Origin of the sequence: Pseudoalteromonas sp. HL-AS2, assembly GCF_031198805.1 — a bacterium.
Classification (GTDB): Bacteria; Pseudomonadota; Gammaproteobacteria; order Enterobacterales; family Alteromonadaceae; genus Pseudoalteromonas; species Pseudoalteromonas nigrifaciens.
On the sequence record NZ_CP133571.1, the window covers coordinates 1,603,201 to 1,626,024 of the forward strand.

A 22,824-nucleotide genomic window follows, 5' to 3' on the forward strand; every position below is an offset into this window, starting at 1 on the left:
GTATAAACTTAATCTATATAATAAACTGCATAACTAGATGCAGTTATAATGATTTCACCTGCATGATAGGCATCGGGTACATAATTACTCGGTGTACTATCTGAGAGCATCCCTTTTTCGGCGCGCATATAAGGGGCTGATTGCACATTTAATGGCTGCATAGATGCGCTATATAAGCCTTTTAACTCTACGCCAAACTCACTGCTAAATTCTTTAGCTGCATCGCGAGTATCTTTTATAGCCAGTTTTTGCGCTTTTTTGTAGAGTTCATCGTAATTGCTTGCTAAAAAACGCGTATGGTTAATTTCGTTAATACCATTGTTTACTAAGTTTTGTAGTAACTCGGGATATTTATTAATGGCATTAAGCTTAACCGTTAAAGATCTGCTAACCCTAAAACCTTTAAATTGTTGCTCACCGCTTTCACGATTATATTGGCTTTCTCGGTTTATTGATATTTGCCCGGCATTAATATCTGCATCACTTACACCTAATGCTGTTACTAATTTTATTGCCTTAGCCATGGTTATATCGGTTTTATTTTTTGCAGCAATTAAATCTTTATCTATTTCGGTAATGCCAACATTTAATAATACATGGTCTGGCATGGTGGTAATTGTTGCCTCACCTTTAACATAAATATGCGGTGTATCGGGTGTGGCCGCAGCAAATGCATTAAAGCTCAGTGCTGCACCTAAAAATAAAGTAAACGTTTTCATAAGTGAATCCTTTTATATTAACCGTAACAACTGGTTATATTACTAACTTTATTAAATTCGCAATCCTTTATTGGTCACTAATTTAATACAAAAAGTATTTACAGCTTGCTATATATTAAGCTTATTAAACACTTTAAGTGGTTAATTACAGATGAACAAGTACAAAAAACAGGCCGTAGCCTGTTTTTTAATTATTACTAAATACTAAGTTGCAGCTTTAAATGCTACTGCGCTTATAGTTACGGTACTTAGGTAACCAGTAGTTTTTATCGATAGCAGCCCATAGTGCGTCGTCAGAAATATCAAGAGCAACGCCCTCTTCAATCGCTTTTTTGCCTACAGCGAATGCAATACGTTTACTTAGGGTTTCAATTTCTGTAAGTGCCGGCAATAAACTCCCTTTACCTGTGTTTGCACGCGGCGATGATTCAGCCAGCATTTCGCTAGAAACACTTAACATAGCATCTGTAATACGCGTTGCTTTTGCAGCTATAACCCCTAAACCAATTCCCGGGAAAATATAACTGTTGTTACACTGCGGAATTGGGAAAAGCTCACCATTATATTCAACTGGGGCAAATGGGCTACCTGTAGCAACAAGTGCTTTACCTTCGGTCCAGTTAATAATATCTATTGGGTGTGCTTCTACCTGTTTTGATGGGTTACTTAATGGGAAAATAATAGGTTGTGCACAACCTGAATACATAGCGCGTATTACTTGTTCGGTAAATAAACCAGGTTGGCCCGAAACACCAATTAAAATATCGGGTTTAGAGCAATGCATTACATCAAGTAATGACGCAAATTCGCCGCTGTACGTCCATTCACTCAAACGAGCTTGTGGTTGCGCTAAAACTTGCTGAAAGTCGCGTAGACCTTCCATACCTTCCGATAACAAACCAAAGCGGTCAACCATAAATACCTGGCTGCGTGCTTGCGCTTCGCTAATACCTTCAAAAACCATTTGGCTTACAATTTGCTCAGCAATACCACAACCCGCAGAGCCAGCACCAACAAATACTACTTTTTGATCTGCTAGGCGTTCGTTTTTAACTCTACACGCAGCAAGCAATGAGCCAACAGTTACTGCAGCTGTGCCTTGAATGTCGTCATTAAAACTACAAATTTCATTGCGGTAACGTTTCAGCAGTGGCATCGCATTTGGCTGAGCAAAGTCTTCAAACTGTAATAATACATTTGGCCAGCGACGCTTGATTGCTTTAATAAATAAGTCTAAAAACTCATCGTACTCATCTTGAGTAATACGCTTATGACGCGCCCCCATATACATAGGATCGTTTAATAGCTTCTCGTTATTTGTACCCACATCTAGCATTACCGGTAATGTATACGCAGGGCTAATGCCACCACATGCGGTATACAAAGATAGCTTACCAATAGGAATACCCATGCCACCAATACCTTGGTCACCTAAGCCTAAAATGCGTTCACCATCGGTTACCACAATTACTTTTACTTTACCTTTGGTGGCATTGCGTAAAATGTCGTCTATTTGAAAACGATTTTCATATGAAATAAATAATCCACGTGCGCTGCGATATATATCTGAGAATTTTTCACAGGCATCACCCACTGTTGGGGTGTAAATTATTGGCATCATTTCTTCAATATGATCACGCACTAAACGATAATAAAGTGTTTCGTTATTATCTTGAATTGCACGTAAATAAATATGCTTATTAAGATTGTCGGTAAAACTAGAATACTGCTGGTAACAACGCTCTACCTGCTCTTCGATTGTTTCATAACGAGGAGGCAGTAAACCCGCAATATTAAAGTTTTCGCGTTCTTTTTGGCTAAATGCACTGCCTTTATTGAGTAATGGCGTTTCAAGAAGGCCGGGGCCAGAATGATGAATATAAAGATAATTTGGATCGGTATTTGTAGTCATATTTCCAAGCTTTACTTAGTCTTAAGTTATGATCTGCCATTATCGGTGTTAAAGGCTAAATTGCAATGCTATTTAACCTTGTCAGACCATTGAGAATATATAAATGCGCTAATTTTAAACACTAGCTTAGCGCATTTGTATTATACATAATTTAGAATTTTAAAGTGGCGCTTTTATCAGTTAAATCAGACAAAGCCACCCCTTCACGGCGAGGATCGGCGCCGCCTATTAATGTGTTGTTTTTTACTTCAACTGCATGTAAACCAGAATTTAAATCTAAAATTCTAACATTATGACCACGCTTGCTAAGTGCTGGCGCTAATGCTTCAAGCGCAGTGCCTTTTTCAAGGCTAGTGTAGTCGTTACGATTAGTAGTACGTGGTAGATTAATTGCTTCTTGAACAGATAAATCCCAATCAAGCACGCCAATTACCACTTGCGCAACGTAACTAATAATACGGCTTCCGCCAGGAGATCCGACAACCAAACGTAAACTTCCATCTTTATTAAATACCATTACTGGCGACATAGAGCTGCGCGGGCGCTTGCCAGCTTCAACTCGGTTTGCTACAAGCTGGCCGTTTTTACGCGGCGATAATGAAAAGTCAGTCAGCTGATTATTTAAAATAAAACCATTTACCATTACCGTTGAGCCAAAAGCCATTTCTATTGAACTGGTCATAGACACTGCATTACCTTGGCTATCTACAATCGACACATGGCTGGTTGATGGCAATTCGAACGAGTCATCTTTGGCATAACTTAAGTAATCAACTGGGTTACCAGCAACGGCTGTTATATCTTGCTCGGTAATTAGTTTTGCACGTGTGGCTATATAGTTTTTATTTAATAATTCCTTGGTCGGTACTTGGGTAAAATCGGGATCGCCCATGTAAACATCCCTATCGGCAAACGCAATTCTTGATGCTTGGCTAAAGTAATGCAGTGCTTGCTCACCATTTGCTGGCAGTGCGCCCATGTTTTTATGCTCTAATAAGCCAAGCATTTGCAGCACAGCTACCCCGCCGCTACTGGGTGGTGCCATAGAACATACATTATAAACACGGTACTCAATACATACCGCCTCGCGCTCTTTGCTAGTGTAATTAGCCAGATCTTGCTCATTTAATTTGCCAGGCGCTATTTTAGAGTGCTGTACCGCATTAACCATTTGTTTGGCATTAGCGCCCTTATAAAATGCATCAATACCATTACTAGCAATCTCTTTGTATAAATTAGCTAATGGCTGGTTTTTTTTGATGCTACCTATCGCAATTAATTTACCGTTTGGGAAAAAGTAGTCGTTAATTACTGGCATGCTCATTACGCCAGGGTTTAATTGGCGCTGCAGTAAACCGTGTAATCGCGGCGAAACCTCAAAGCCTTGCTCTGCAAGCTCAATGGCTGGTTTAAATAAATCAGCCCAAGGTAGTTTACCGTATTGTTTATGTGCGTTAGCAAAGGCATGTAAAACCCCTGGCACACCTACTGAGCGTCCACCTACTATGGCTTCAATCCACTTCACGGCTTTGCCATGCTTATCTAAAAACAATGTTTCGTCGGCGTTTTCTGGTGCAGTTTCACGGCCATCAAAACTGGTTAATTTGTTGTTTACTTTGTTGTAGTACAGCATAAAGGTGCCGCCACCAATACCTGACGATTGTGGTTCTACTAAAGTCAGTACCAGTTGCGTTGCTATTGCAGCATCAACAGCGCTGCCGCCTTGCGCTAATATTTGCTGCCCAGCACGAGATGCATACGGGTTAGCTGCAACCACCATATATTTATTGCCGCTCACGGCTTGTTTATGTACTAAGCCGGTTGCGGCTTCTGGCTCGCGCGTTTCAATTTGAGTAAGGGGTTGTGCAAATAAAGGAAAAGACGTTGCACATAATGTGATAGCAAGTAATGCGTGATGTTTAAAGTTCATAAAGAGTAAATAACCTAAATTATCAGGAGTTAATTGGCATCTTAAAGTTAAACAGGCACAATATGCAAAAATTAATACTAAAAATTACAATTAAATGCTTAATTTACCAGTGCAACCTCGTTATTTACTCCCTCCTTTATTTTTAATGCTGCTAAGCGTTACTTTTGCTACTTTTGATTTAAATGACTTACTCGAATTTAATCGCGATTTAGTTAGTCAGGGCGAATTGTGGCGAGTTTTTAGCAGCCAATTTGTTCATGCTAACTGGGCACATTTGGCGCTAAACTGCGGCGGTATTATTTTAATTTGGTTACTACATGGCGAATATACGTCGCCTAAACGCTACGCTATTAATATTAGCTTATTGGCTCTGTGGTGCGGCTTAGGTGTTTACTGGTTTTGCCCCAGTATTTATATTTACACTGGGCTAAGCGCACTGTTACATGGCGTTATTATTTGGGGCGCAGTTAAAGATACAACACTTGAGCTTAAGTCGGGCTATTTATTGTTTATTGGGGTGTGGCTTAAAATAATATTTGAGCAGCTAAATGGTCCTAATGCCGATATTGGTAAGCTTATAAACTCAACCGTTGCAATTGACGCGCACTTAATTGGTGCTATTGGTGGTACTTTGTTAGCTGCACCTTTATTAGTTAACTACATTAAAAACAAAAACTAAATATAAAAAACGCCACTTAAAAGTGGCGTTTTTAGGTGTAACTTGTTATTAATCGTTACAGGGTTTCTTTAAACAGTTTATAAATACGGCGATATTCATCTAACCAGCTCGATGGCTGCACAAAACCGTGCGGCTCTACCGGAAAAATAGCCGTTTCAAAGTTTTCTTTTTCAAGCTCAATTAAACGCTGTACTAATCTAACCGTATCTTGAAAAAACACGTTGTCGTCAACCATAGGCGCATTAATTAATAAGCGTTTGTTTAAACCCTCAGCATAGTAAATAGGCGAACTGCGCTCATATGCAATTGGATCAACATCCGGATGATTTAATATATTTGCCGTGTACGGCGCATTATAATGAGCCCAATCGGTAACGGGGCGAAGTGCAGCACCCGCTTGAAACAATTCTGGCGCGGTAAATAACGCCATAAAGGTCATAAAGCCGCCATAAGAGCCGCCATACGTGCCTACAGCTTGCGTATTTACGTTGGCATTTTCTGCCATCCATTTAACCCCATCAGCTAAATCTTGGGTTTCGGGTGTACCCATTTGACGATAAATTGCCGTACGCCAATCACGTCCATAGCCTTTAGATGCGCGGTAATCCATATCCATTACTACATAACCTTCGTCAGCTAATAACGAATGAAACATAAACTCACGAAAATACCCAGACCAGCCCAAGTGCGAGTTTTGTAAGTAACCTGCACCGTGGTTAAAAATAACCGCTTTACGCTTTTTACCCACTTCGCCCTCTACATAATCAGCCGGATAGTACACTTTTGCGTAAATCGGTTGATCAGTATGGCTAGATGGCACTGCAATTATTTTAGGGGCTGTTAGCTTTTTAGCTAAAAACTCATCCGAAACCGTATGTGTTAACCGGGTAACCTGTGTGTTTGCTTTTGCATCAGCCACATACAACTCAGTTGGTAACATAATTGTTGAGTGCTTTAACAACAGCTTGGTTTGATCAGGGCTAAGTGTATAGTCGGTCATACCGTTAAGGTCGGTTACTTGCTCGTTTTTACCGGTTAGTGGATTTACACGGTAAATTTCGTATAGGCCTGGGTGTTCAACGTTAGCCTTATAATAAATAGCACTGTTATCGTCGGTAAGCGTAAGGTTAGATACTTCAAACTTACCTGTTGTTAGCGCTGTTGCTTTACCATTTAACGGCTTTTTATAAAGCTGACTGTAACCCGACTGCTCTGATAAATAATATAAGGTGTTAGAGTTGTGTAGCCAGCCAAAATCGTTAAAAGCATAGGCTATCCAAGCGTCGTCATGTAAACGATGTTGCGACACTAACTTATTATTTTTAAAATCGACGGTTGCTAACCAGCGATCTTTGTTATCCCACGCTTCTAGCATTATTGCTACGTTTGAGCCGTCGTCGTTCCAAATTATAGGGCTTTGATCCCAGCCCCAATCGCTAATTAAATTTATACCACGCGGCGATTTTTTAGACTTATACGTTTTACCATCACGGGCATAGTTTTCTTTTTTAACCGCTGCTAATACGTCTTCATCAAAGCCCGGTAGGGTATCAAAGCTTAAGGTATTTTGACTTTTATCGTTTAAATTAATGTATACCAGCTCTGAGGTTTGCGACTTTTCGTCAGCTACTCGGCGGCGCGCTTTTTTAGGTTCAATGCGGGCATCATCGGTAATATAATTTGGCATTATATCGCTATCATCGCGCCAATCTCTTTGCTCTTGCACTACCACTAATAAAGCATCACCATTTGGCGATAACTGCACGTCTTTTACACTATTACCTTTGCCTAAATAAAACTCAGTATTAGCAATTGAGCTATTTTGCTGCTTAAGCTGTGCTTTGCGTGCTTGTTTATCTTTATTGTTTTTATGCGTTAGCGCTATGTAATCAATAAGTTTGTGCTGCTCTTTAGCAATATAACTGCTTGGCTCTGTAATGCCTTGGGGCTTATCTGCCAGTTTTAAATTAGCAATTTCAGTGGTTAAGCCTGAGCTTAAGTCAACTTTAAAAAATGTATTACCTTGACGATAAGCTAAGCTGCCATCATTTAAAAATTGTGGTTTAGATTCAGTGCTAGAGGTATGCGTTACTTGTTGAATTGCACCTGTTGTAACGCTTTTTACAAATATATTACCCTCAAATACATAGGCTTGCAGGGCTTTATTTTTTGAATAAACAGCTTTATTTGCACCTACAGTGTGCAGTTTATTAAGTGCTATTTGCTCTGCGCTTTGGCTTGTAATTGATTGGCTAAATAAGTTACGTAACTCATTACCTTGCTCTTTACGTGCATAAATAATGGTAGCAGAATCACTGCCCCAAAATGCGCGCTCTGGTTGACGTCCAAGCCAATCGGGATGGGCCATAGCTTGCTCTAACGTTATTTTAGTAGAGCCCATATCGGCGGGGGTATTAACAACGGCAGCAACAGGAGACGTTGTTACATTATTTTGCGTAGCTGTTGAAGATGATGCAGTTGCTTGACACCCTGCTAAAAAAACACTTGAGGCAACAGCCAGTGCTATTAATGTTTTGGACGATGAGATATTAAAAATCATAGTGCTTCTTAACGGTAATTATAATTAAGCCGTATTTAAGCAGAAGCACTTTGGTGATTGCAATTTTTTAAGACAAACGCCGGTGTAACTGAGTTAGGTTGCTTATTCTAAGCGTAAATCTAGCCAAACTAGTCGATGATCACTCGACGCATTTCTGTCTTTAATTAAGCGGTTTAGCTGGCTATTTTTAGTTGGCCAAAATACCCCACCATCAATAATTTTTAACCCATAATGCGATGGCAAAACATAGTCAACCCGTGCTTGCCAACTTGCACTGTAATTTTTAGCATGGCTGTGCTGTGGATATTGCTCTTTTGCGCCAGCACTTTGCGGTATAAAACTGGCGTTTACAAGCGGATGCTTAAGTAGCTGATCTGTAGTTATAGTTCGCTGTTTATCACCCTCAGGGGCGGCATTTAAGTCACCTAAAATAACAAACCGAGACTGAGCATTTAAACCGCCTTTTTTACCTTTATCGTCATAAATATAATCGGCATTATTAATGTAGTCTGCAACTAACCTTACTTCATCATGGTTACGCTTACCGTTTCTGTCCTCTAAGCCATCAAAAACCGGCGGGGTTGGGTGCGATGCAAGTATATGTACTGTTTTATTATTAACTGATATGGGTAAATCCCAAAAAGATTTTGAGCTCAAACGAATGTTTTGCCATTCTTGCTCGTTATACCAGTTTTTGCCTGTGGTTGGATCGATAGGCATTTGCGCATTAGGCATATCTTTATATTTAAAAGTTTGCAGCGTTCGTACTTTATCTAAATCGATTGGATAACGAGATAAAACGGCCATACCGTAATGGCCTTCAAAAAAACCAAAACCGTGAGCGTCGCCCATTATTCCTGTTTTTTTACCGTCGTTATCTAAATCAAACTCAGTGGCTAAACCGGTATTAACTGGCGCAATATAAAAATAAGGATAGTCTATTGCCGCTTGATTATTTTGACTCACGTTTAAATAATGGCTTTTAAAGTACGCTATACCCTGCTCTTTTGGCACATAGTCAAACTCGTTTAATAGTATTATATCGGGACGAACACGTTGAATTATTTCGGCAATATTCTTAATTTGTGAGTGCTCTGCTTTAAGCGCGCTAACCAAAGAATCGCTTTTTACAGGGGTTTTTCTTGGTGTATAGTTAGTTGCATCCATACTTACATTAAAGGTGGCAACACGCAGTTGCGCCGCTGCAACGTAGTTGCTTAGCAGTAAACAAAACAACGTACTACCCAAAGTAATACTACTTAAATTACCTTTCATTATATCAACCCATCTAAAATTAATAATAAAATAACACTACTTACCACTATCCATAATAAAATTGCCATTATAAAGGGCTTAAGTCCGGCTTGTTTTAGTACTGCTAATGATAGGCCACTACCAATTAAAAATAATGTAACTATAAGCAATTGTTTAGCAACTATATTAATAACGCTCCATACAGGTGAAAACTGTGGCAAATAAGTATTAATAAGTGCGGCGAGTACAAAGCCAACAATAAATAGTGGAATACTGGCTTTTTCATCTGAGCGTAAAAACACCCCAGCAAGCGCAGTATAAGGAATGATCCACATAGCGCGGGTTAATTTTACTGTGGTGGCAATGCTTAGTGCCACAGCGCCATAAGTAGCGGATGCACCTACAACACTGCTGGTATCGTGAATAGCTAAAGCAGCCCACATGCCAAATTGCTGCTCGGTTAAATTAAAATAATGGCCAATGGCCGGAAACAACAGTAAGCCCACGCCATTGAGCATAAATACTACGCCAAGTGCCACAGCCACTTCATGATCTTTTGCTTTAATTACCGGTGCCATAGCTGCAATAGCACTGCCACCACAAATAGCAGTGCCAAATGAAATTAATACGCCGGTATTGCGGTTAAGTTTAAATACTTGGGTAAGTATTTCACCTAAGCCAATTATTGCGGTAATACTCACAATAGTGAGCACTAAAGAGCTGCTACCCACTTCAATTACCTGATTAAAGTCAACGGCAAAACCAAGCCCGACCACCGCTGCTTTTAACATCCACTTACTGGCTTTTTGCGAAAGCTCGGCAAACGGATTACCTAATGTCATAGCAAAAGCAGCGCCTATTACCAGTGCACTACCAGCGCCAATAAAAGGAGTGATACATAATGCTAAAAGAATTAAAAACAATGGCTTTTTGAGTGTTAATGGCATGCTGTATTACGCTCGAATTATTTTATTAGTTAACTTGTGTACTAAAGGTGCAACTAGAATAACTGTAGGAAATGCAATAGAAAATGCAAATACCCATGCTTTGAGCCATATAGTTATAATATTATCGACCATTCCCACGTTAAATAATGAGATCACAAAAGACATAAAGCCCGACATTAATAGTGCCATTAAAAATGCAAACACAACATTGCGGTATTTAGGGTTAAACATAGGTGTAGCCTTTGGCGTTAAGCAATAAATTGAGATGTCCCAATTTATTGCTTATTTTTAGTTGAGTATCAAAGATGTACTCGTGGCTAAAATACCTGGGTAGGCTTGTTCTGGTAAACACTCGCTAAGTTCAGCTAAGCGTTCACCTAGTTGATGTAGACTTTGAGCTGAGACATTAATATGCCCCATTTTACGCCCTGGTTTTACTGTTTTACCGTACCAATGACTAGTGACATCAGTCACTTCTAAAACTGCAGTAGGAATACTGGCTTGGCCAAGCACATTTATCATCGCAGTGGCGTGTTTAAGCTCAGTATTACCCAGAGGCAGCCCTGCAACCGCACGCATATGGTTTTCAAACTGCGAGCAATGGCAACCTTGCTGTGTCCAGTGGCCTGAGTTGTGTACACGCGGGGCAATTTCGTTTACCAGTAAAGTGCCTTTAACGTCAAAAAACTCAATTGCTAATACACCCACATAATTAAGCTCATTCGCTAATTTAGTGAAGGCATCAATAGCTTGCTGCTCTACATGGCTATTATTTAAACCTGCTACCGATAAGGTTAATACACCACTGGTGTGCTGGTTTTCGGTTAACGGATAAATTGCAACATTACCGTGTTTATCGCGTGCACCAATAATAGATACTTCACGATCGAACGGAATCATTTTTTCAGCAATAATAGTATGAGGTGCATGTGCTGTGCCTGAGGCAATGAAATCAGACATTTGAGCCCAAATTTCATCAATTTGATCGTCAGACTTTAATCGCCATTGGCCTTTACCATCGTAGCCTGCTTGACAGGTTTTAATAACTAAAGGTTTACCTAGGTTTTTAACCGCAAGCTCAAGGTGCGCTTTTTCAGTAATAAGTTGATACGGTGCGCACGCTACAGCTGTTTTATCTAGTAGTGCTTTTTCGATTTGGCGATCGCCACCGGTTTTAATGGCCGCTTTACCCGGATAAAACTTATTGCTATTACAACAAAGTTTTAATACATCGTCAGGTATATGCTCAAACTCAGCAGTAATTGCATCCGCGTTTGCTATGGCTTGCTCTAATGTGGTTGAGTAAACTTCGCCTGTGAGTGGGTGCACAATTTTTTGGCTGCCTACATCGTACGCAACCACGTTTAAATTAAGTGGCGCGCCAGCAAGGCTCATCATGCGTGCTAATTGCCCTGCACCTAAAATTAAAATAGTCATTATTACTCTGCAGGATTAGGGTTAGCTAAAATAGTGTCGGTTTGTTCTTTACGAAACGCTTCAATTTTTGCGAATATTTCAGGATTTTGACACCCTAAAATTTGCGCTGCAAGTAAACCTGCATTAGCAGCGCCAGGCTCACCAATAGCTAATGTCCCTACCGCAACACCTTTAGGCATTTGGCAAATAGAAAGTAGCGAATCAATACCATTAAGCGCTTTTGATTTAACTGGCACACCAAGTACTGGTAATGAGGTAAATGCAGCTGCCATACCCGGCAAATGGGCCGCGCCGCCTGCGCCTGCAATTATAACTTTAATACCACGGTCACTTGCTGAGCTTGCGTAATCAGCAAGGAGTTGAGGAGTTCGGTGGGCAGAAACTACTTTTGTTTCGTACTCAATGCCAAATTTTTCTAGCATGAGCGCCGCATGTTCCATGGTTGGCCAATCTGATTTAGAACCCATAATAATGCCAACTTTCATAAATACTCCTCAGTAATATACTATTTTAACTAGCGGACTTATGTCCGCTTTTATGGCGGGTATTATACCCAAAAGTCATTAAATTGCGACTAACAAAAACAAAAAAAGCCATGTTAAACATGGCTTTTTAAAGTTAGCAGTAAAGCGCTATTTACGCCTCTTTACTTGCTAGGTACTCAGCGTAGGTACCTCTAAAGTCAATAACCTTACCGTCTTTAACTTCCCAGATACGCGTAGCAACCGATGATACAAATTGGCGATCGTGAGACACAAACAATAAAGTACCTTCGTATGCTTCAAGTGCTAAGTTAAGTGCTTCAATAGATTCCATATCCATGTGGTTGGTTGGCTCATCCATTAGTAATATATTTGGTTTATGCATCATAATTTTACCAAATAACATACGGCCTTGCTCACCACCCGATATTACTTTAACCGACTTTTTAATATCGTTTTGAGAGAATAACATACGGCCTAAAAAGCTGCGCACCACTTGCTCGTCGTCGCCTTCTTGCTGCCATTGCTCCATCCACTCAAATAAGTTCATATCGGTGGCAAATTCATCTGCATGATCTTGCGCGTAATAACCAATATTGGCATTTTCAGACCACTTAAACTCACCCGATTTAGGCGCTAAACGCCCAGCAAAGGTATTTAACAGTGTTGTTTTACCTACACCGTTTTCGCCAATAATAGCAATGCGTTCACCTACTTCTACTAAACCTTCGAGGCCAGAGAACAAAGTGTTGTCGCCAAAACCTTGGCTAAGGTTAGTCATTTCTAGCGCATTACGGAATAATTGTTTTTCTTGATCGAAACGAATAAATGGCGTTTGACGTGATGACGCTTTAACTTCATCTAACTGAATTTTGTCGATACGTTTAGCACGCGACGTTGCTTGCTTAGCTTTTGACGCATTAGCAGAAAAACGTGATACAAATTGTTGAAGTTCAGCAATTTGGTTTTTCTTTTTGGCGTTTTCACTTAACAGACGCTCACGTGCTTGCGTTGCAGCAAACATGTATTCGTCGTAGTTACCTGAATAAATACGCAGCTCGCCGTAATCAATATCAGCCATGTGGGTACAAACCGAGTTTAAAAAGTGGCGGTCATGCGAAATTATTATCATGGTGCAATCGCGTTGGTTCAATACATCTTCTAACCACTTGATTGTATAAATATCCAAGTTATTAGTAGGTTCATCGAGTAGCATTATTTCAGGATCTGAAAACAGTACCTGTGCTAAAAGTACACGCAATTTAAAACCTGGCGCAATTTCTGACATAGGGCCATAGTGTTGCTCAGTAGCAATACCTACACCTAATAACAACTCACCCGCTTTAGATTCTGCAGAGTAACCGTCCATTTCGGCAAATTCAGTTTCCAAATCAGCTACTTTCATGCCATCCGCTTCACTCATTTCAGCTAAAGAGTAAATACGGTCGCGTTCTTGTTTAATTTCCCATAACTGCTTGTGACCCATGATCACAGTATCAATTACAGAATACTCTTCGTACGCAAACTGGTCTTGGTTTAGTTTAGCAACTCGTTCATTTGGATCAGTGCTAACGTTACCCGAAGACGGCTCAAGCTCACCACTTAGAATTTTCATAAATGTTGATTTACCGCAACCATTAGCACCGATCAAACCGTAACGGTTGCCGTCGCCAAATTTTGCTGAGATGTTTTCAAATAATGGTTTAGCACCAAATTGCATGGTGATGTTAGCTGTACTAATAATAGCGCTACCCTCCAAGGGAGACATGATGTATTTTAATTGCGCGCAGTTTAAACCAAATTCATCGTTTTTTCTATGAAAGTTTAAAGGCTAAATACGCAAATAAGAGCCTGCTTTAATAACTATAATTAAGTTGTGAAATATTACTTAACGCACACTAGGTAACGCACCTTACAAAGCGATTAAATTGCCGCATAATTAAACAAATTTCAATTTTGAAAAGTTAGCACCTCCTTATATTTGTATCCAAAAACAACATCAGTCAGCAATTGATATTGCTGCTGGTGCGTATTTAATTAATAAATTTTTGCTGACTGAATTTCATTCGTCGTTGTTAACATCTGCAAAATTATTTAATACAACTGTTTAACCTGTTTGTTAGCTTGTTTGTCGCATTTAGTTTTTATTAAAAATATTTTTGTATATATTGATGATATAAAAGCCACTTAGAGCTTTTGCACTACCCTTTACTTTTTAGCCAACTTGAAAAAAACTCACCTTTATTTTTTTAATTTCTAATACCAAACAACTACCCAGCAACTTAAAGCATTAAAAAAAGCAACACCACAAAAACAAAATTAACGCTAGGTGAATATTTGCCATTTATTTTGTTTATTGCGGGTGATTATTTTTCACTTTTGAGCATATTATTGCTTTGTTAGTCTTCAACCCCACAGATATACCCCAATAAAAAAGCATCAAATTTACACAAGGCAACAAATGATAAATAACAAGTTAGCAACTCTACTAAGCGTAAGTATTTTAGCGGCTCCAGCTGTATCAGCAGTAGAAGTTTATAAAGACGATAAAAATGCTGTCTCTATTGGTGGTTATATTGACGTTCGTGCGATCAATACCCAAAACCAAACTGAAATAGTAAATGGTGCCTCGCGTATTAACTTTGCTTTTAAACGCCAATTAAAAAATGATTGGGAAGCACTGGCCTTAATTGAATGGGGTGTAAACCCTGTTGGTAACAGTGATATTGTTTATAATAACCGTTTTGAATCTATTCAAGATGAGTTTTTATATAACCGCTTAGGTTATGCCGGCTTATCGCATGATAAATATGGTCAAATTACCATTGGTAAACAATGGGGTTCGTGGTTCGATGTTGTTTACGCCACCAACTACAGCTATGTGTGGGATGGTAACGCAGCAGGTGTTTACACATATAATAAAGACGATGGCGCAGTAAATGGTACCGGTCGCGGTGATAAAACGCTGCAATATCGCAATACTTACAACGACTTTGAATTTAGCGTACAAACGCAGCTAAAAAACAGTGAGTTTTACACTTGTGATGTAAGCAATATTACAGAAGCACAGTGCCAAACAAAATGGGAAGCTGGCGATGCGACAGCACAAAAAGTAGAGTTTAATTACACTTTTGGTGGCGCAGTAACTTATAACGTAACCAATATGCTTACGTTAACTGCCGGCATTAACCGCGGCGAGTTTGACTTACACTTTGGCGATGGCACAACTCGCTCAGTAGAAGATATAATTTATGGCGCTGGTATTATTTGGGGTAACATTAACGCACCAGGTTTATACGCTGCCGCTAACATTAATAAAAACGAAAACCATGATACCGACAATCTGGGTCGCTTAATTAAAGAAGCAGTTGGTATAGAAACATTTGTATCTTACCGTTTCGATAATGACTTTAGACCATTTATTGCATACAACCTTTTTGATGCTGGCGACGATTACGTAATTCAACCTAACTTTAACGCCGACCCTAACGATGTATTTAAGCGTCAATTTGCCGTTATTGGTGTTCATTACTTACTTGACGACAGTACCCAGCTTTACATAGAAGCACGTAAAGATTTTGGTGACTTTGAAAGTGCTAATAAAGAACAACAAGCACTTATGGAACAATCGGAAGATGACGGCATCGCAATTGGTTTTAGGTATATACTTTAAAGCCTAACATAGCTTTATAAAGGCCTTGTTATAGAGCATAACAAGGCCTTTTTTATTGATTTTAAGTTTATAGTATCACTCAGCCATGCTGCTTTGAATGTCTATTTTGGCGCTTAAAACTATATTTACAAATGTTGTACTTACGTCATTTTTTAAATTGAATTTGTAGTGGACTTTGCGTACTTACATTCTCTAGCGTTATAAAATGACATCCTCACTGTAAAATTTCTTGTGCACAATACAGTCCTATCACCCCACTCCTAAACATTACAATCTCGGTTACTAATGTTTGCATATGCCTAGGTTTGCTAACACTATTTGGCGAAAACCCGACTTGTTTACTTTCACATTTATGGCCTTGATTAACAAGAGCAACTAGCTTATCTGGATAGACCGTATGGCTAATAAATTCATTGCTAATTGTGCTTCTTAGTAATGGCCTTGAAAACGCTATATCAATTTGCTCTGTAGCTGTCATTTCAAATAACGTTACGTGCACTTGCATATAGTAGGTTTTATAAGTGCGGACCAAAGCCACCATAAAGGTTAAACACGCCGAACTCAAATATGCAATTTAAGTGAACCGGATAAGTCGTCATGAACTCATGATATTGTAATTTGAGATAAATATCAGCGCTTAGCATTTACTACTGCCCTGCTACTTTATAAATTTAACTCCTTTGCTAAGGTATTGCTCCCCAATAATAAGTATGATGTGTTCTTTATTGTGTTTGCTTATAAATAATTACAGTAATTACGGAGGTAACGTTTAGATTTAAACCGGCTATTGTAGCACGTTAACTCTATAATAATTTATACCAAAGTGAACTGTTATCACTATTTTGTACACTACACTTTGGCGTAAACCCTAGCTTTATTAGCAAAGCGTGTGAACGTTGGTTGTGTGTACTCACCTCAGCATACAAATGTTTTAATTGTAATGCAGGCATTACTGCCATAAAACCTAAAAGCACTTCTTGCATAATTCCTTGTTGCCAAAAATCTGGGTGTAGCTCAAAACCTATAAAAGCAGTTTGCTTGTCTGTATTTATTTTGTATAAACCACACGAGCCTAACAATTGGCCATTGCTGTTATGCTCAATTGCTAAGCGCAATACACCCCCTTCGTAATAGCCGCTAATATCGTTTTGTATTAATTGCTTTACCTGTTGCTGGCTAAGCGGTGTTTGGTAATCGTTATATTGAGACACTAAAGGATGATTTAAAATGCCAAACAAAGCTGCGCCATGTTTGTGAGTTATTAAACGCAAGGTAACTCGCGGTAGTGTTATTGTTTTAAACATGCAATTACCAAAATTATAAATTTTTGAGCTACCTACTACTTAAATTCAGTATTTGTAAAAATAGCTATTAAGCAATAAATAGCACTTTATATAACAGTATTATTAACTTACCATACTGCATTAACAAGCAATATATTGAGAGTAATTAGCCATGAGTGACGATTTTAAAGTAATACAGCCCACTACCACGGTTTATTGCCCTGAGCGCGGCGAAGGTTGGACCCTAACGGGGATTACTAATATTAACGAGTTCACTTCGGTGATGTTTGACGGCACGCGCTACACCCTTCCCGCTCGGGAAATTATAGAGCAGTTATTGCCAAACCAATTAGCAAGAGAGCAGCAAAATAAATAACGACTTTTTAGCTTACATAAATAACCAAAAGGCTGCTTTGATAAAAAGCAGCCTTTTGGTTTTAAATTAAATCTGCGTGATTATAAAAGTTAAAATGCATCATCTTCACTGTATACATTAACACCAAGCTCAGCATCAGCATCTTCAAAAACTTTAAAAATAATTGGCTTACAACATACCTGGCAGTCTTCAATATACTGCTGGTCTAAATCTGCAGCATCTAGTAAAACGTCAATTGTTTCGCCGCAATAAGGGCAGCCAATCGATTTTTCGGTTAATTGATTCATTTACACACCAACCATTATAAATAATGTTATTTTAGTTAAAATGCAGCTATTAAACAACATATCCTAAGTATTACACTGAGCTAATTTTTATAGCATTTACGCGAGTAAATATTATCACTTATAACCAAGCTACTGGTTTATTTTAATGCGCTTAAATAAGGCAATAAACTCTAACTTGAGAGTTAGATAAACAAACTAGAACCTGTAGAATGAACAAATACATGTTTGCTATAATAATAACAATGCAGATTATTAATTGAGCATGCTCACAATAAAAATGAGCGCACTCAATTACTATTTACTTAATTTAGTAAGTAGCGAATAGTCAATAAGCATTTGCAAGCTTAAAATAGGGTACTCAATTGTTTTTAATGCAGTTTTATAAACACTTATTTTGCACTTACAAACATTACTTAATAAAACTAGTAGAGAGCAATACACAAATATAATGGATAAAAAACAGAGAACACGTAATAAAATTTTAGTATCTGCTTGGGAGCTATTTTTATTACAAGGTTACGAGCATACCTCAACCCGAGAAATTGCAACAGCTGCTGGTGTGGCTGTGGGCACTGTATTTAGTCATTTCGAAAATAAAATAGACTTATTAATTGCCGGAATGCAGCAACAAATTACCGCTATAATTAATCAAGCTCGCGCATCCGATAAACAACACTCTCCTAGATTAAAGCTGCGTCATTATGCACATCCCCTGTATTATTTTTATTGTGAAAACAGTGAATTTAGTAAAATACTTATCAGTAATGTTATTTGGCAAGCAACCTTTTTTAGTGAGCAAGTAAGCCTGTTTAAACAGTTATTATTTCAGCAGCAAACTCAAATTGATGACGTAAAAGCAAGCGTAATGATTGACTGCTACTTTATGACTTTAATTAGCGGGTTAAACGAGCAATCTCCCAATGCCGATGCTATGTTAAGGCAACTTACCCAAAAAATAGCCTTACTATAAACAGAGCACTATATAATTACTGGTAACTAAAACGGAGCATCGCTATGCGGTAAGCCCCGCCCTTTACTTATGATAAAGAAAACATAAAGATTAGCGCTATTGCTAAACTATACTCACCCACAACAAAGCATGATGTGTTCTTTTTGCTCATAACTTTGTCCATTAAAGCTAATAGCATTCAGTATAAATAAAATAAGCTCTGAATAAGGTGTTTAATACACTAGCCATTTCTTATTAAACTCCTATTCTGCACTTTAATAAGTACAGGTAATATTATACACCTCCAAGCAATACTGTATATAAACACAGTTATCTACAATGTTGTAACCCAGCTAAGTAAACCGGCACCATTAAAAGTTAAAACTTTATATATAACAACCTATTATAAAACTGAATTTATACATAAAGTTTATTATATAAAAACAAACACTGTACGCACACAGTCAACGCCATTTGTGCTAAATATCTCACTTCCCTACTTTTTAAATACATACCTCCACCAGCGGTATTGGCAGTTAACATTTTATAAGCTTGTGTACTAAGCACCTACCCGCTATCTTTTTGCTAATGCCTAGTTGTGATCCACCGGCAATAAGCATTTTATTAGTTTTACTGTTCTTAAAATTAGCTAACAAGCTTTGCGTTAGTCTCAAAAATAGGGTTTAGGCTTTAAAGTGGGTTTTATTAAAGTGGCCTCATTCACTAAAGCGCGTTGCGGCTTACAAATAAAAATGATATACGTTTTACTAATAGCGGGTCTAGTAACTATACCAATATATTTATTTATACATTCATCAAACAGATGCGAGATTTTATGAAAAGAATATTAGCCTTAGCGTTAACATCATCCGTTATATTTTATGCCTCGCTCGCCCATGCAAACAAAACCGAAAAAGCCGTTTTAGCCGGAGGTTGCTTTTGGTGTATGGAAAGTGATTTTGAAAAGCTAGCAGGTGTAACCGATGTAATATCGGGTTTTACGGGAGGTAAACTTAAAAACCCAACTTATAACGGCAATCATCGTGGTCATTATGAAGCTGTAGAAATTACTTACGATCCTGCAATAGTTAGCTATAAAGCTATACTCGACCATTACTGGGTAAACATTGATCCCTTTGATGCTAAAGGCCAATTTTGCGATAAAGGGCCAAGTTACTTAAGCGCTATTTTTGTAGCTAACGAGCAAGAGCGCAAATTAGCAGAACAATCTAAACAAGCAGTGAGCAAACAGTTCCCAAATAAAACCGTGGTTACCCCTATACTAAACACCAGTACTTTTTACCCAATTAAAGGCGATGAAAGTTACCATCAAGATTATTATAAAAACAATCCTATTCGCTACAATACCTATCGCTGGCGTTGTGGGCGCGACAACCGCCTAGAAGAAATTTGGGGCGATAAAGCAAGCCATTAAAGTACCCACAATAAAATACCTTACTCAATACTAGATTAACTAACAGGCTGCTTATACTAACCAGCCTGTTATACGTTTTTAAAATACGTGTAAGGTATTAAAACTTAAACGAGGCAGAAAATCTAACACTACGAGGCGTGCCAGGTTGCACCCAAGCGTCTGAAAATGAGCTGATATAATAAGTTTCATTAAATAAGTTATCTAGCTCCCCTGTTAGCGTTATTGAGTCTGATACGGCGTAACGCATAAATGCCCGAGCAGTTATATAACTTGGCAGTGTAAAGTCGGTACCAAAAAAGCCATTTCGATCTCCCACATAAAGTAAACCACCACCCAATTTTAGTGCTTTTCCATTCACTTCTGTCGACTTTACCAACTGTAAACTCAATTGATGCTGAGGAATATTTAACAGTGAGCTGCCTGCAGCTATATTTAGGCCAAAGTTGCTATCGTAAAATGAATTTTTGGTTGTTGCATCAACATAAGCATAAGACGCCCACAGGTTTAAGTTATTCGTTAGTTGACCATTTATATCAATTTCAAACCCTTTACTTTGCGCCTCCCCAATAGCGGCACTGGTAAATGCTGTTGGATCGTCTACTACCAACATATTTTGTTGCTCAACTTTAAATAAGGCTAAGGTGCCCACCAGCGCACCGTTATTTAAACTAACCTTAACGCCAACTTCCTTTGAAGTTGTTTGGTTTGGTTTAAAGCCGTTTCCCTGGGCGTCGGTACCCGAAAGCGGACGAAAGTTTTCACCATAAGCCGCATAAGCCGATATAAAGTCAGACACCGCATACACAGCCCCTAATTGCGGACTAATACGCGATTCTGTTTGTTTATACCCTGTATTAGTTAAACGATTATTAAGTGTTTGCTTAAAATCGTCTAAACGCGCGCCAAGACGTATATCTAGCTTATTGGTTAAACTTATTTGATCTTGTATAAATACGCCCAATGATTGCTGAATTTCAATACGATCAGTATGAGTGGTAGGTGCAGGTAGCACATAAGCACCATACTCTGGGTTATATACATTAATATATTGATCGCCCTTTACCTGTAGTAAAAACTGATCGTTTTCAAATTTATCGGTATCAGCCCCTATAGTTAAACGATGCTCAAATCCTGCAAAATTAATATCGCCAGTAACTTCGCCGCGTAAAACCTTATAGTTTGCACTGTAATCTCGATAACGCCTAAAGCGATTAACCTCATCATTCACTACACCTGCAAAACCAGTTTCAGTGGCAAAACCGGTTAACTTAGTATCACGGTAATTAGCAGCAATTAATACACTCCAGTCGTCATTAATATCATGCTTAAGTTCAAGCTGATGGCCAATTACTTGTGCTGTAATAGGGCCATCACCCGGCTCACCTAAAAATCGGTTTGCAGGAATAACCCCAAGCTCACCATTTATTGCTAACACTCCTCTATCAAAAGGTATTGTTTGCTTACTGTATTCAAGTTCGTAAATCAGTTCACTATTGTCGTTAATATACCAAGCTACTGATGGGCTAACGCCTTGTTTGGTTTTTTTAATGGTGTCTCTAAAGCTATTTGAATCTTCATAAAAACCGATCAGTCTAATTGCAACATCATCAGAAACCCCAGTGGTGTAATCTATATCAGCCCTATAGGTATCCTCACTTGCAACAGCAAGTTTTAGTTCGCCTGCGGTATCAAATGCTGGCCGTTTAGTTATTAAGTTAACCACTCCGCCAGGTTCTCCCCGACCAAATAACGCAGCACGCGGCCCTTTTAGCACCTCAACCGAGGCAATACTTGACAGATCTCGCGTACCACCCAAGCCCCAGCCTATATTAAAGCCATTAACTAAGTAGTTACTCGAGAGGTTTTCATCTCCTGTAAAACCACGTAAAGCAAAATTATTTAACAGGCCACCAAAGTTATTTTGCCTAGCAACCGAAGCAGATAGATCCAATGCTTGGTTTAAATCCCATGCGCCAGCATTTTCAAGCGTTGCTAAATCGATTGTTTGCTCAGCTTGTGGTGTTTCTAAAGGCGTAAAGTTACTGCTGTATACATGACGCGAGCCTATCACTGCAACCCTCTCTATAGCTGTATTAGCCTGATTAAATAGCGGTGGTTGCTCAAAGGCTGAGCTTGTTTGGCTGGTAAATAAGAAAACTAAACAAGCAGATAAATAAGTAAGCTTACGCTCTTTAAAATTGGTGTTCATTGTTAACCTTGTTAATTACATAACTAAAATTGAATTGCAGCCTAAAGCAGTAACTAGTGCTTAGTACTTATAGGCTGTTTGCAAAGCTTGGCATGTGAGGTAATGCCGCTTTTGTTGGATTACGTTTAAAGCATTGACGTTTATAAGGTGCTGTAGCTTATAAACTGGTTACACAAATTTACGGCCATATCCGTGTGATTAGAATTAATTAACTTACAAAATGACATGCCTAGCGTGATCATCACCAGCGGCGTGTAATTAATACTAAATACCCAGGTACGTGCTCATATAAGCATTCGTGCGGTACGTATGATTTAAGGTGTAGCAGTAGGCTAAAATAAATTCGGTGTGTTTGGTTAAGTGCTGTTGCTGCAAAGCGGCTTTATATTAAAGATAATACTGGGCGCCGTTTTTCGATAAAAGTCAAAAAAATTCAATAGATTAAATTGGCTTGTTCACCCTTGCTATTATCCATACTATATTGAGTAAACTAAAGCTGGCAGTCTTATACCATAAACGGTGTTTATTGCAATATTGGCATGAAGTTATTTATTATTAAAAATAATATTAAAAATGGGACAGGCATATTATTAAAAATGGTATTATTAAAAATGGGACAGGCATATTAAAAAGGGATTATAAAATTATAATGGGACAGGCACATATTACCTGGTTTATTTAACCTCAAAGTT

19 protein-coding genes are annotated in these 22,824 nt (G+C 38.6%); 5 read left to right on the forward strand and 14 right to left on the reverse strand.

Annotated elements, in window-relative coordinates:
• Positions 1 to 8: 8 nt before the first annotated feature.
• From RB215_RS07605 to ggt, 3 genes are all read right to left on the reverse strand, one after another.
• Complete coding sequence (locus tag RB215_RS07605) at positions 9 to 719, reverse strand: SIMPL domain-containing protein (RefSeq protein ID WP_309217144.1); 711 nt, start codon at positions 717 to 719, stop codon at positions 9 to 11.
• A 217-nt stretch (positions 720 to 936) separates the two neighbouring features.
• The gene (locus RB215_RS07610) at positions 937 to 2,631 is read right to left on the reverse strand and encodes an NAD-dependent malic enzyme (protein ID WP_011328243.1); all 1,695 of its coding nucleotides are present in this window, start codon (positions 2,629 to 2,631) and stop codon (positions 937 to 939) included.
• A gap of 151 nt (positions 2,632 to 2,782) precedes the next feature.
• The gene (ggt, locus tag RB215_RS07615) at positions 2,783 to 4,561 is read right to left on the reverse strand and encodes a gamma-glutamyltransferase (RefSeq protein WP_309217146.1); all 1,779 of its coding nucleotides are present in this window, start codon (positions 4,559 to 4,561) and stop codon (positions 2,783 to 2,785) included.
• A 94-nt stretch (positions 4,562 to 4,655) separates the two neighbouring features.
• Between ggt and rrtA the strand changes: the two genes are divergently transcribed.
• The gene (gene rrtA, locus RB215_RS07620) at positions 4,656 to 5,240 is read left to right on the forward strand and encodes a rhombosortase (RefSeq protein WP_309216137.1); all 585 of its coding nucleotides are present in this window, start codon (positions 4,656 to 4,658) and stop codon (positions 5,238 to 5,240) included.
• Positions 5,241 to 5,295: 55 nt separating this feature from the next.
• Here the strand turns inward: rrtA and RB215_RS07625 are convergent, their stop codons facing one another.
• The 7 genes from RB215_RS07625 to RB215_RS07655 form a co-directional block, all read right to left on the reverse strand.
• On the reverse strand, positions 5,296 to 7,800 hold the full coding sequence (locus RB215_RS07625; RefSeq protein ID WP_197107947.1) for a prolyl oligopeptidase family serine peptidase: 2,505 nt from the start codon (positions 7,798 to 7,800) through the stop codon (positions 5,296 to 5,298).
• A 102-nt stretch (positions 7,801 to 7,902) separates the two neighbouring features.
• Positions 7,903 to 9,075, reverse strand: coding sequence for an endonuclease/exonuclease/phosphatase family protein (locus tag RB215_RS07630; protein WP_197182059.1), 1,173 nt, complete (start codon positions 9,073 to 9,075; stop codon positions 7,903 to 7,905).
• Positions 9,075 to 10,001, reverse strand: a complete 927-nt coding sequence (locus RB215_RS07635; protein WP_011328248.1) for a YeiH family protein — start codon at positions 9,999 to 10,001, stop codon at positions 9,075 to 9,077. Before RB215_RS07635 ends, RB215_RS07630 begins: the two co-directional genes overlap by 1 nt.
• A gap of 6 nt (positions 10,002 to 10,007) precedes the next feature.
• Positions 10,008 to 10,232, reverse strand: coding sequence for a DUF2798 domain-containing protein (locus RB215_RS07640; RefSeq protein ID WP_309216139.1), 225 nt, complete (start codon positions 10,230 to 10,232; stop codon positions 10,008 to 10,010).
• A 57-nt stretch (positions 10,233 to 10,289) separates the two neighbouring features.
• The gene (locus RB215_RS07645) at positions 10,290 to 11,438 is read right to left on the reverse strand and encodes a 5-(carboxyamino)imidazole ribonucleotide synthase (protein ID WP_309216141.1); all 1,149 of its coding nucleotides are present in this window, start codon (positions 11,436 to 11,438) and stop codon (positions 10,290 to 10,292) included.
• Between the two features lie 2 nt (positions 11,439 to 11,440).
• On the reverse strand, positions 11,441 to 11,923 hold the full coding sequence (gene purE / locus RB215_RS07650) for a 5-(carboxyamino)imidazole ribonucleotide mutase (RefSeq protein ID WP_011328251.1): 483 nt from the start codon (positions 11,921 to 11,923) through the stop codon (positions 11,441 to 11,443).
• A 151-nt stretch (positions 11,924 to 12,074) separates the two neighbouring features.
• Positions 12,075 to 13,664, reverse strand: coding sequence for an ABC-F family ATPase (locus RB215_RS07655; RefSeq protein ID WP_080516828.1), 1,590 nt, complete (start codon positions 13,662 to 13,664; stop codon positions 12,075 to 12,077).
• A 717-nt stretch (positions 13,665 to 14,381) separates the two neighbouring features.
• Between RB215_RS07655 and RB215_RS07660 the strand changes: the two genes are divergently transcribed.
• Positions 14,382 to 15,593 carry a porin gene (locus RB215_RS07660; RefSeq protein WP_309216142.1) on the forward strand — a complete coding sequence of 404 codons (1,212 nt, stop codon included), beginning with the start codon at positions 14,382 to 14,384 and terminating at the stop codon, positions 15,591 to 15,593.
• Between the two features lie 214 nt (positions 15,594 to 15,807).
• Here the strand turns inward: RB215_RS07660 and RB215_RS07665 are convergent, their stop codons facing one another.
• Together RB215_RS07665 and RB215_RS07670 are read right to left on the reverse strand one after the other, a co-directional pair.
• Entirely contained in the window at positions 15,808 to 16,098 is a 291-nt protein-coding gene (locus tag RB215_RS07665; protein WP_309216143.1) for a hypothetical protein, read from the reverse strand.
• A 298-nt stretch (positions 16,099 to 16,396) separates the two neighbouring features.
• The gene (locus RB215_RS07670) at positions 16,397 to 16,897 is read right to left on the reverse strand and encodes a GNAT family N-acetyltransferase (RefSeq protein WP_208835166.1); all 501 of its coding nucleotides are present in this window, start codon (positions 16,895 to 16,897) and stop codon (positions 16,397 to 16,399) included.
• Positions 16,898 to 17,048: 151 nt separating this feature from the next.
• Here RB215_RS07670 and RB215_RS07675 point away from each other — a divergent pair, with 151 nt between their 5' ends.
• Positions 17,049 to 17,252 (forward strand): hypothetical protein, encoded by a 204-nt coding sequence (locus tag RB215_RS07675; protein WP_011328256.1) that lies wholly within the window; start codon positions 17,049 to 17,051, stop codon positions 17,250 to 17,252.
• A gap of 89 nt (positions 17,253 to 17,341) precedes the next feature.
• On the opposite strand, the gene RB215_RS07680 is transcribed toward RB215_RS07675, so the two are convergent.
• Positions 17,342 to 17,539 carry a CPXCG motif-containing cysteine-rich protein gene (locus RB215_RS07680; RefSeq protein WP_011328257.1) on the reverse strand — a complete coding sequence of 66 codons (198 nt, stop codon included), beginning with the start codon at positions 17,537 to 17,539 and terminating at the stop codon, positions 17,342 to 17,344.
• Between the two features lie 448 nt (positions 17,540 to 17,987).
• Here RB215_RS07680 and RB215_RS07685 point away from each other — a divergent pair, with 448 nt between their 5' ends.
• Entirely contained in the window at positions 17,988 to 18,509 is a 522-nt protein-coding gene (locus RB215_RS07685) for a TetR/AcrR family transcriptional regulator (RefSeq protein WP_086996965.1), read from the forward strand.
• Between the two features lie 814 nt (positions 18,510 to 19,323).
• Positions 19,324 to 19,923, forward strand: a complete 600-nt coding sequence (msrA, locus tag RB215_RS07690) for a peptide-methionine (S)-S-oxide reductase MsrA (protein WP_086996973.1) — start codon at positions 19,324 to 19,326, stop codon at positions 19,921 to 19,923.
• Positions 19,924 to 20,020: 97 nt separating this feature from the next.
• Here the strand turns inward: msrA and RB215_RS07695 are convergent, their stop codons facing one another.
• A complete protein-coding gene (locus RB215_RS07695; RefSeq protein ID WP_309216146.1) occupies positions 20,021 to 22,132 on the reverse strand; it encodes a TonB-dependent siderophore receptor in 2,112 nt (703 codons plus the stop codon).
• Positions 22,133 to 22,824 lie beyond the last annotated feature (692 nt).

Excerpts from the sequence above, each read along its gene's own strand:
- RB215_RS07695 (WP_309216146.1), bottom strand. The coding sequence starts at position 22,132 with ATGAACACCAATTTTAAAGAGCGTAAGCTTACTTATTTATCTGCTTGT.
- RB215_RS07640 (WP_309216139.1), bottom strand. The coding sequence starts at position 10,232 with ATGTTTAACCCTAAATACCGCAATGTTGTGTTTGCATTTTTAATGGCA.
- RB215_RS07665 (WP_309216143.1), bottom strand. The coding sequence starts at position 16,098 with ATGCAAGTGCACGTAACGTTATTTGAAATGACAGCTACAGAGCAAATT.
- msrA (WP_086996973.1), top strand. The coding sequence starts at position 19,324 with ATGAAAAGAATATTAGCCTTAGCGTTAACATCATCCGTTATATTTTAT.
- purE (WP_011328251.1), bottom strand. The coding sequence starts at position 11,923 with ATGAAAGTTGGCATTATTATGGGTTCTAAATCAGATTGGCCAACCATG.
- RB215_RS07625 (WP_197107947.1), bottom strand. The coding sequence starts at position 7,800 with ATGATTTTTAATATCTCATCGTCCAAAACATTAATAGCACTGGCTGTT.
- RB215_RS07670 (WP_208835166.1), bottom strand. The coding sequence starts at position 16,897 with ATGTTTAAAACAATAACACTACCGCGAGTTACCTTGCGTTTAATAACT.
- rrtA (WP_309216137.1), top strand. The coding sequence starts at position 4,656 with ATGCTTAATTTACCAGTGCAACCTCGTTATTTACTCCCTCCTTTATTT.
- RB215_RS07630 (WP_197182059.1), bottom strand. The coding sequence starts at position 9,075 with ATGAAAGGTAATTTAAGTAGTATTACTTTGGGTAGTACGTTGTTTTGT.
- RB215_RS07685 (WP_086996965.1), top strand. The coding sequence starts at position 17,988 with ATGGATAAAAAACAGAGAACACGTAATAAAATTTTAGTATCTGCTTGG.
- RB215_RS07605 (WP_309217144.1), bottom strand. The coding sequence starts at position 719 with ATGAAAACGTTTACTTTATTTTTAGGTGCAGCACTGAGCTTTAATGCA.
- RB215_RS07680 (WP_011328257.1), bottom strand. The coding sequence starts at position 17,539 with ATGAATCAATTAACCGAAAAATCGATTGGCTGCCCTTATTGCGGCGAA.
- RB215_RS07675 (WP_011328256.1), top strand. The coding sequence starts at position 17,049 with ATGAGTGACGATTTTAAAGTAATACAGCCCACTACCACGGTTTATTGC.
- RB215_RS07645 (WP_309216141.1), bottom strand. The coding sequence starts at position 11,438 with ATGACTATTTTAATTTTAGGTGCAGGGCAATTAGCACGCATGATGAGC.
- ggt (WP_309217146.1), bottom strand. The coding sequence starts at position 4,561 with ATGAACTTTAAACATCACGCATTACTTGCTATCACATTATGTGCAACG.
- RB215_RS07660 (WP_309216142.1), top strand. The coding sequence starts at position 14,382 with ATGATAAATAACAAGTTAGCAACTCTACTAAGCGTAAGTATTTTAGCG.
- RB215_RS07610 (WP_011328243.1), bottom strand. The coding sequence starts at position 2,631 with ATGACTACAAATACCGATCCAAATTATCTTTATATTCATCATTCTGGC.
- RB215_RS07635 (WP_011328248.1), bottom strand. The coding sequence starts at position 10,001 with ATGCCATTAACACTCAAAAAGCCATTGTTTTTAATTCTTTTAGCATTA.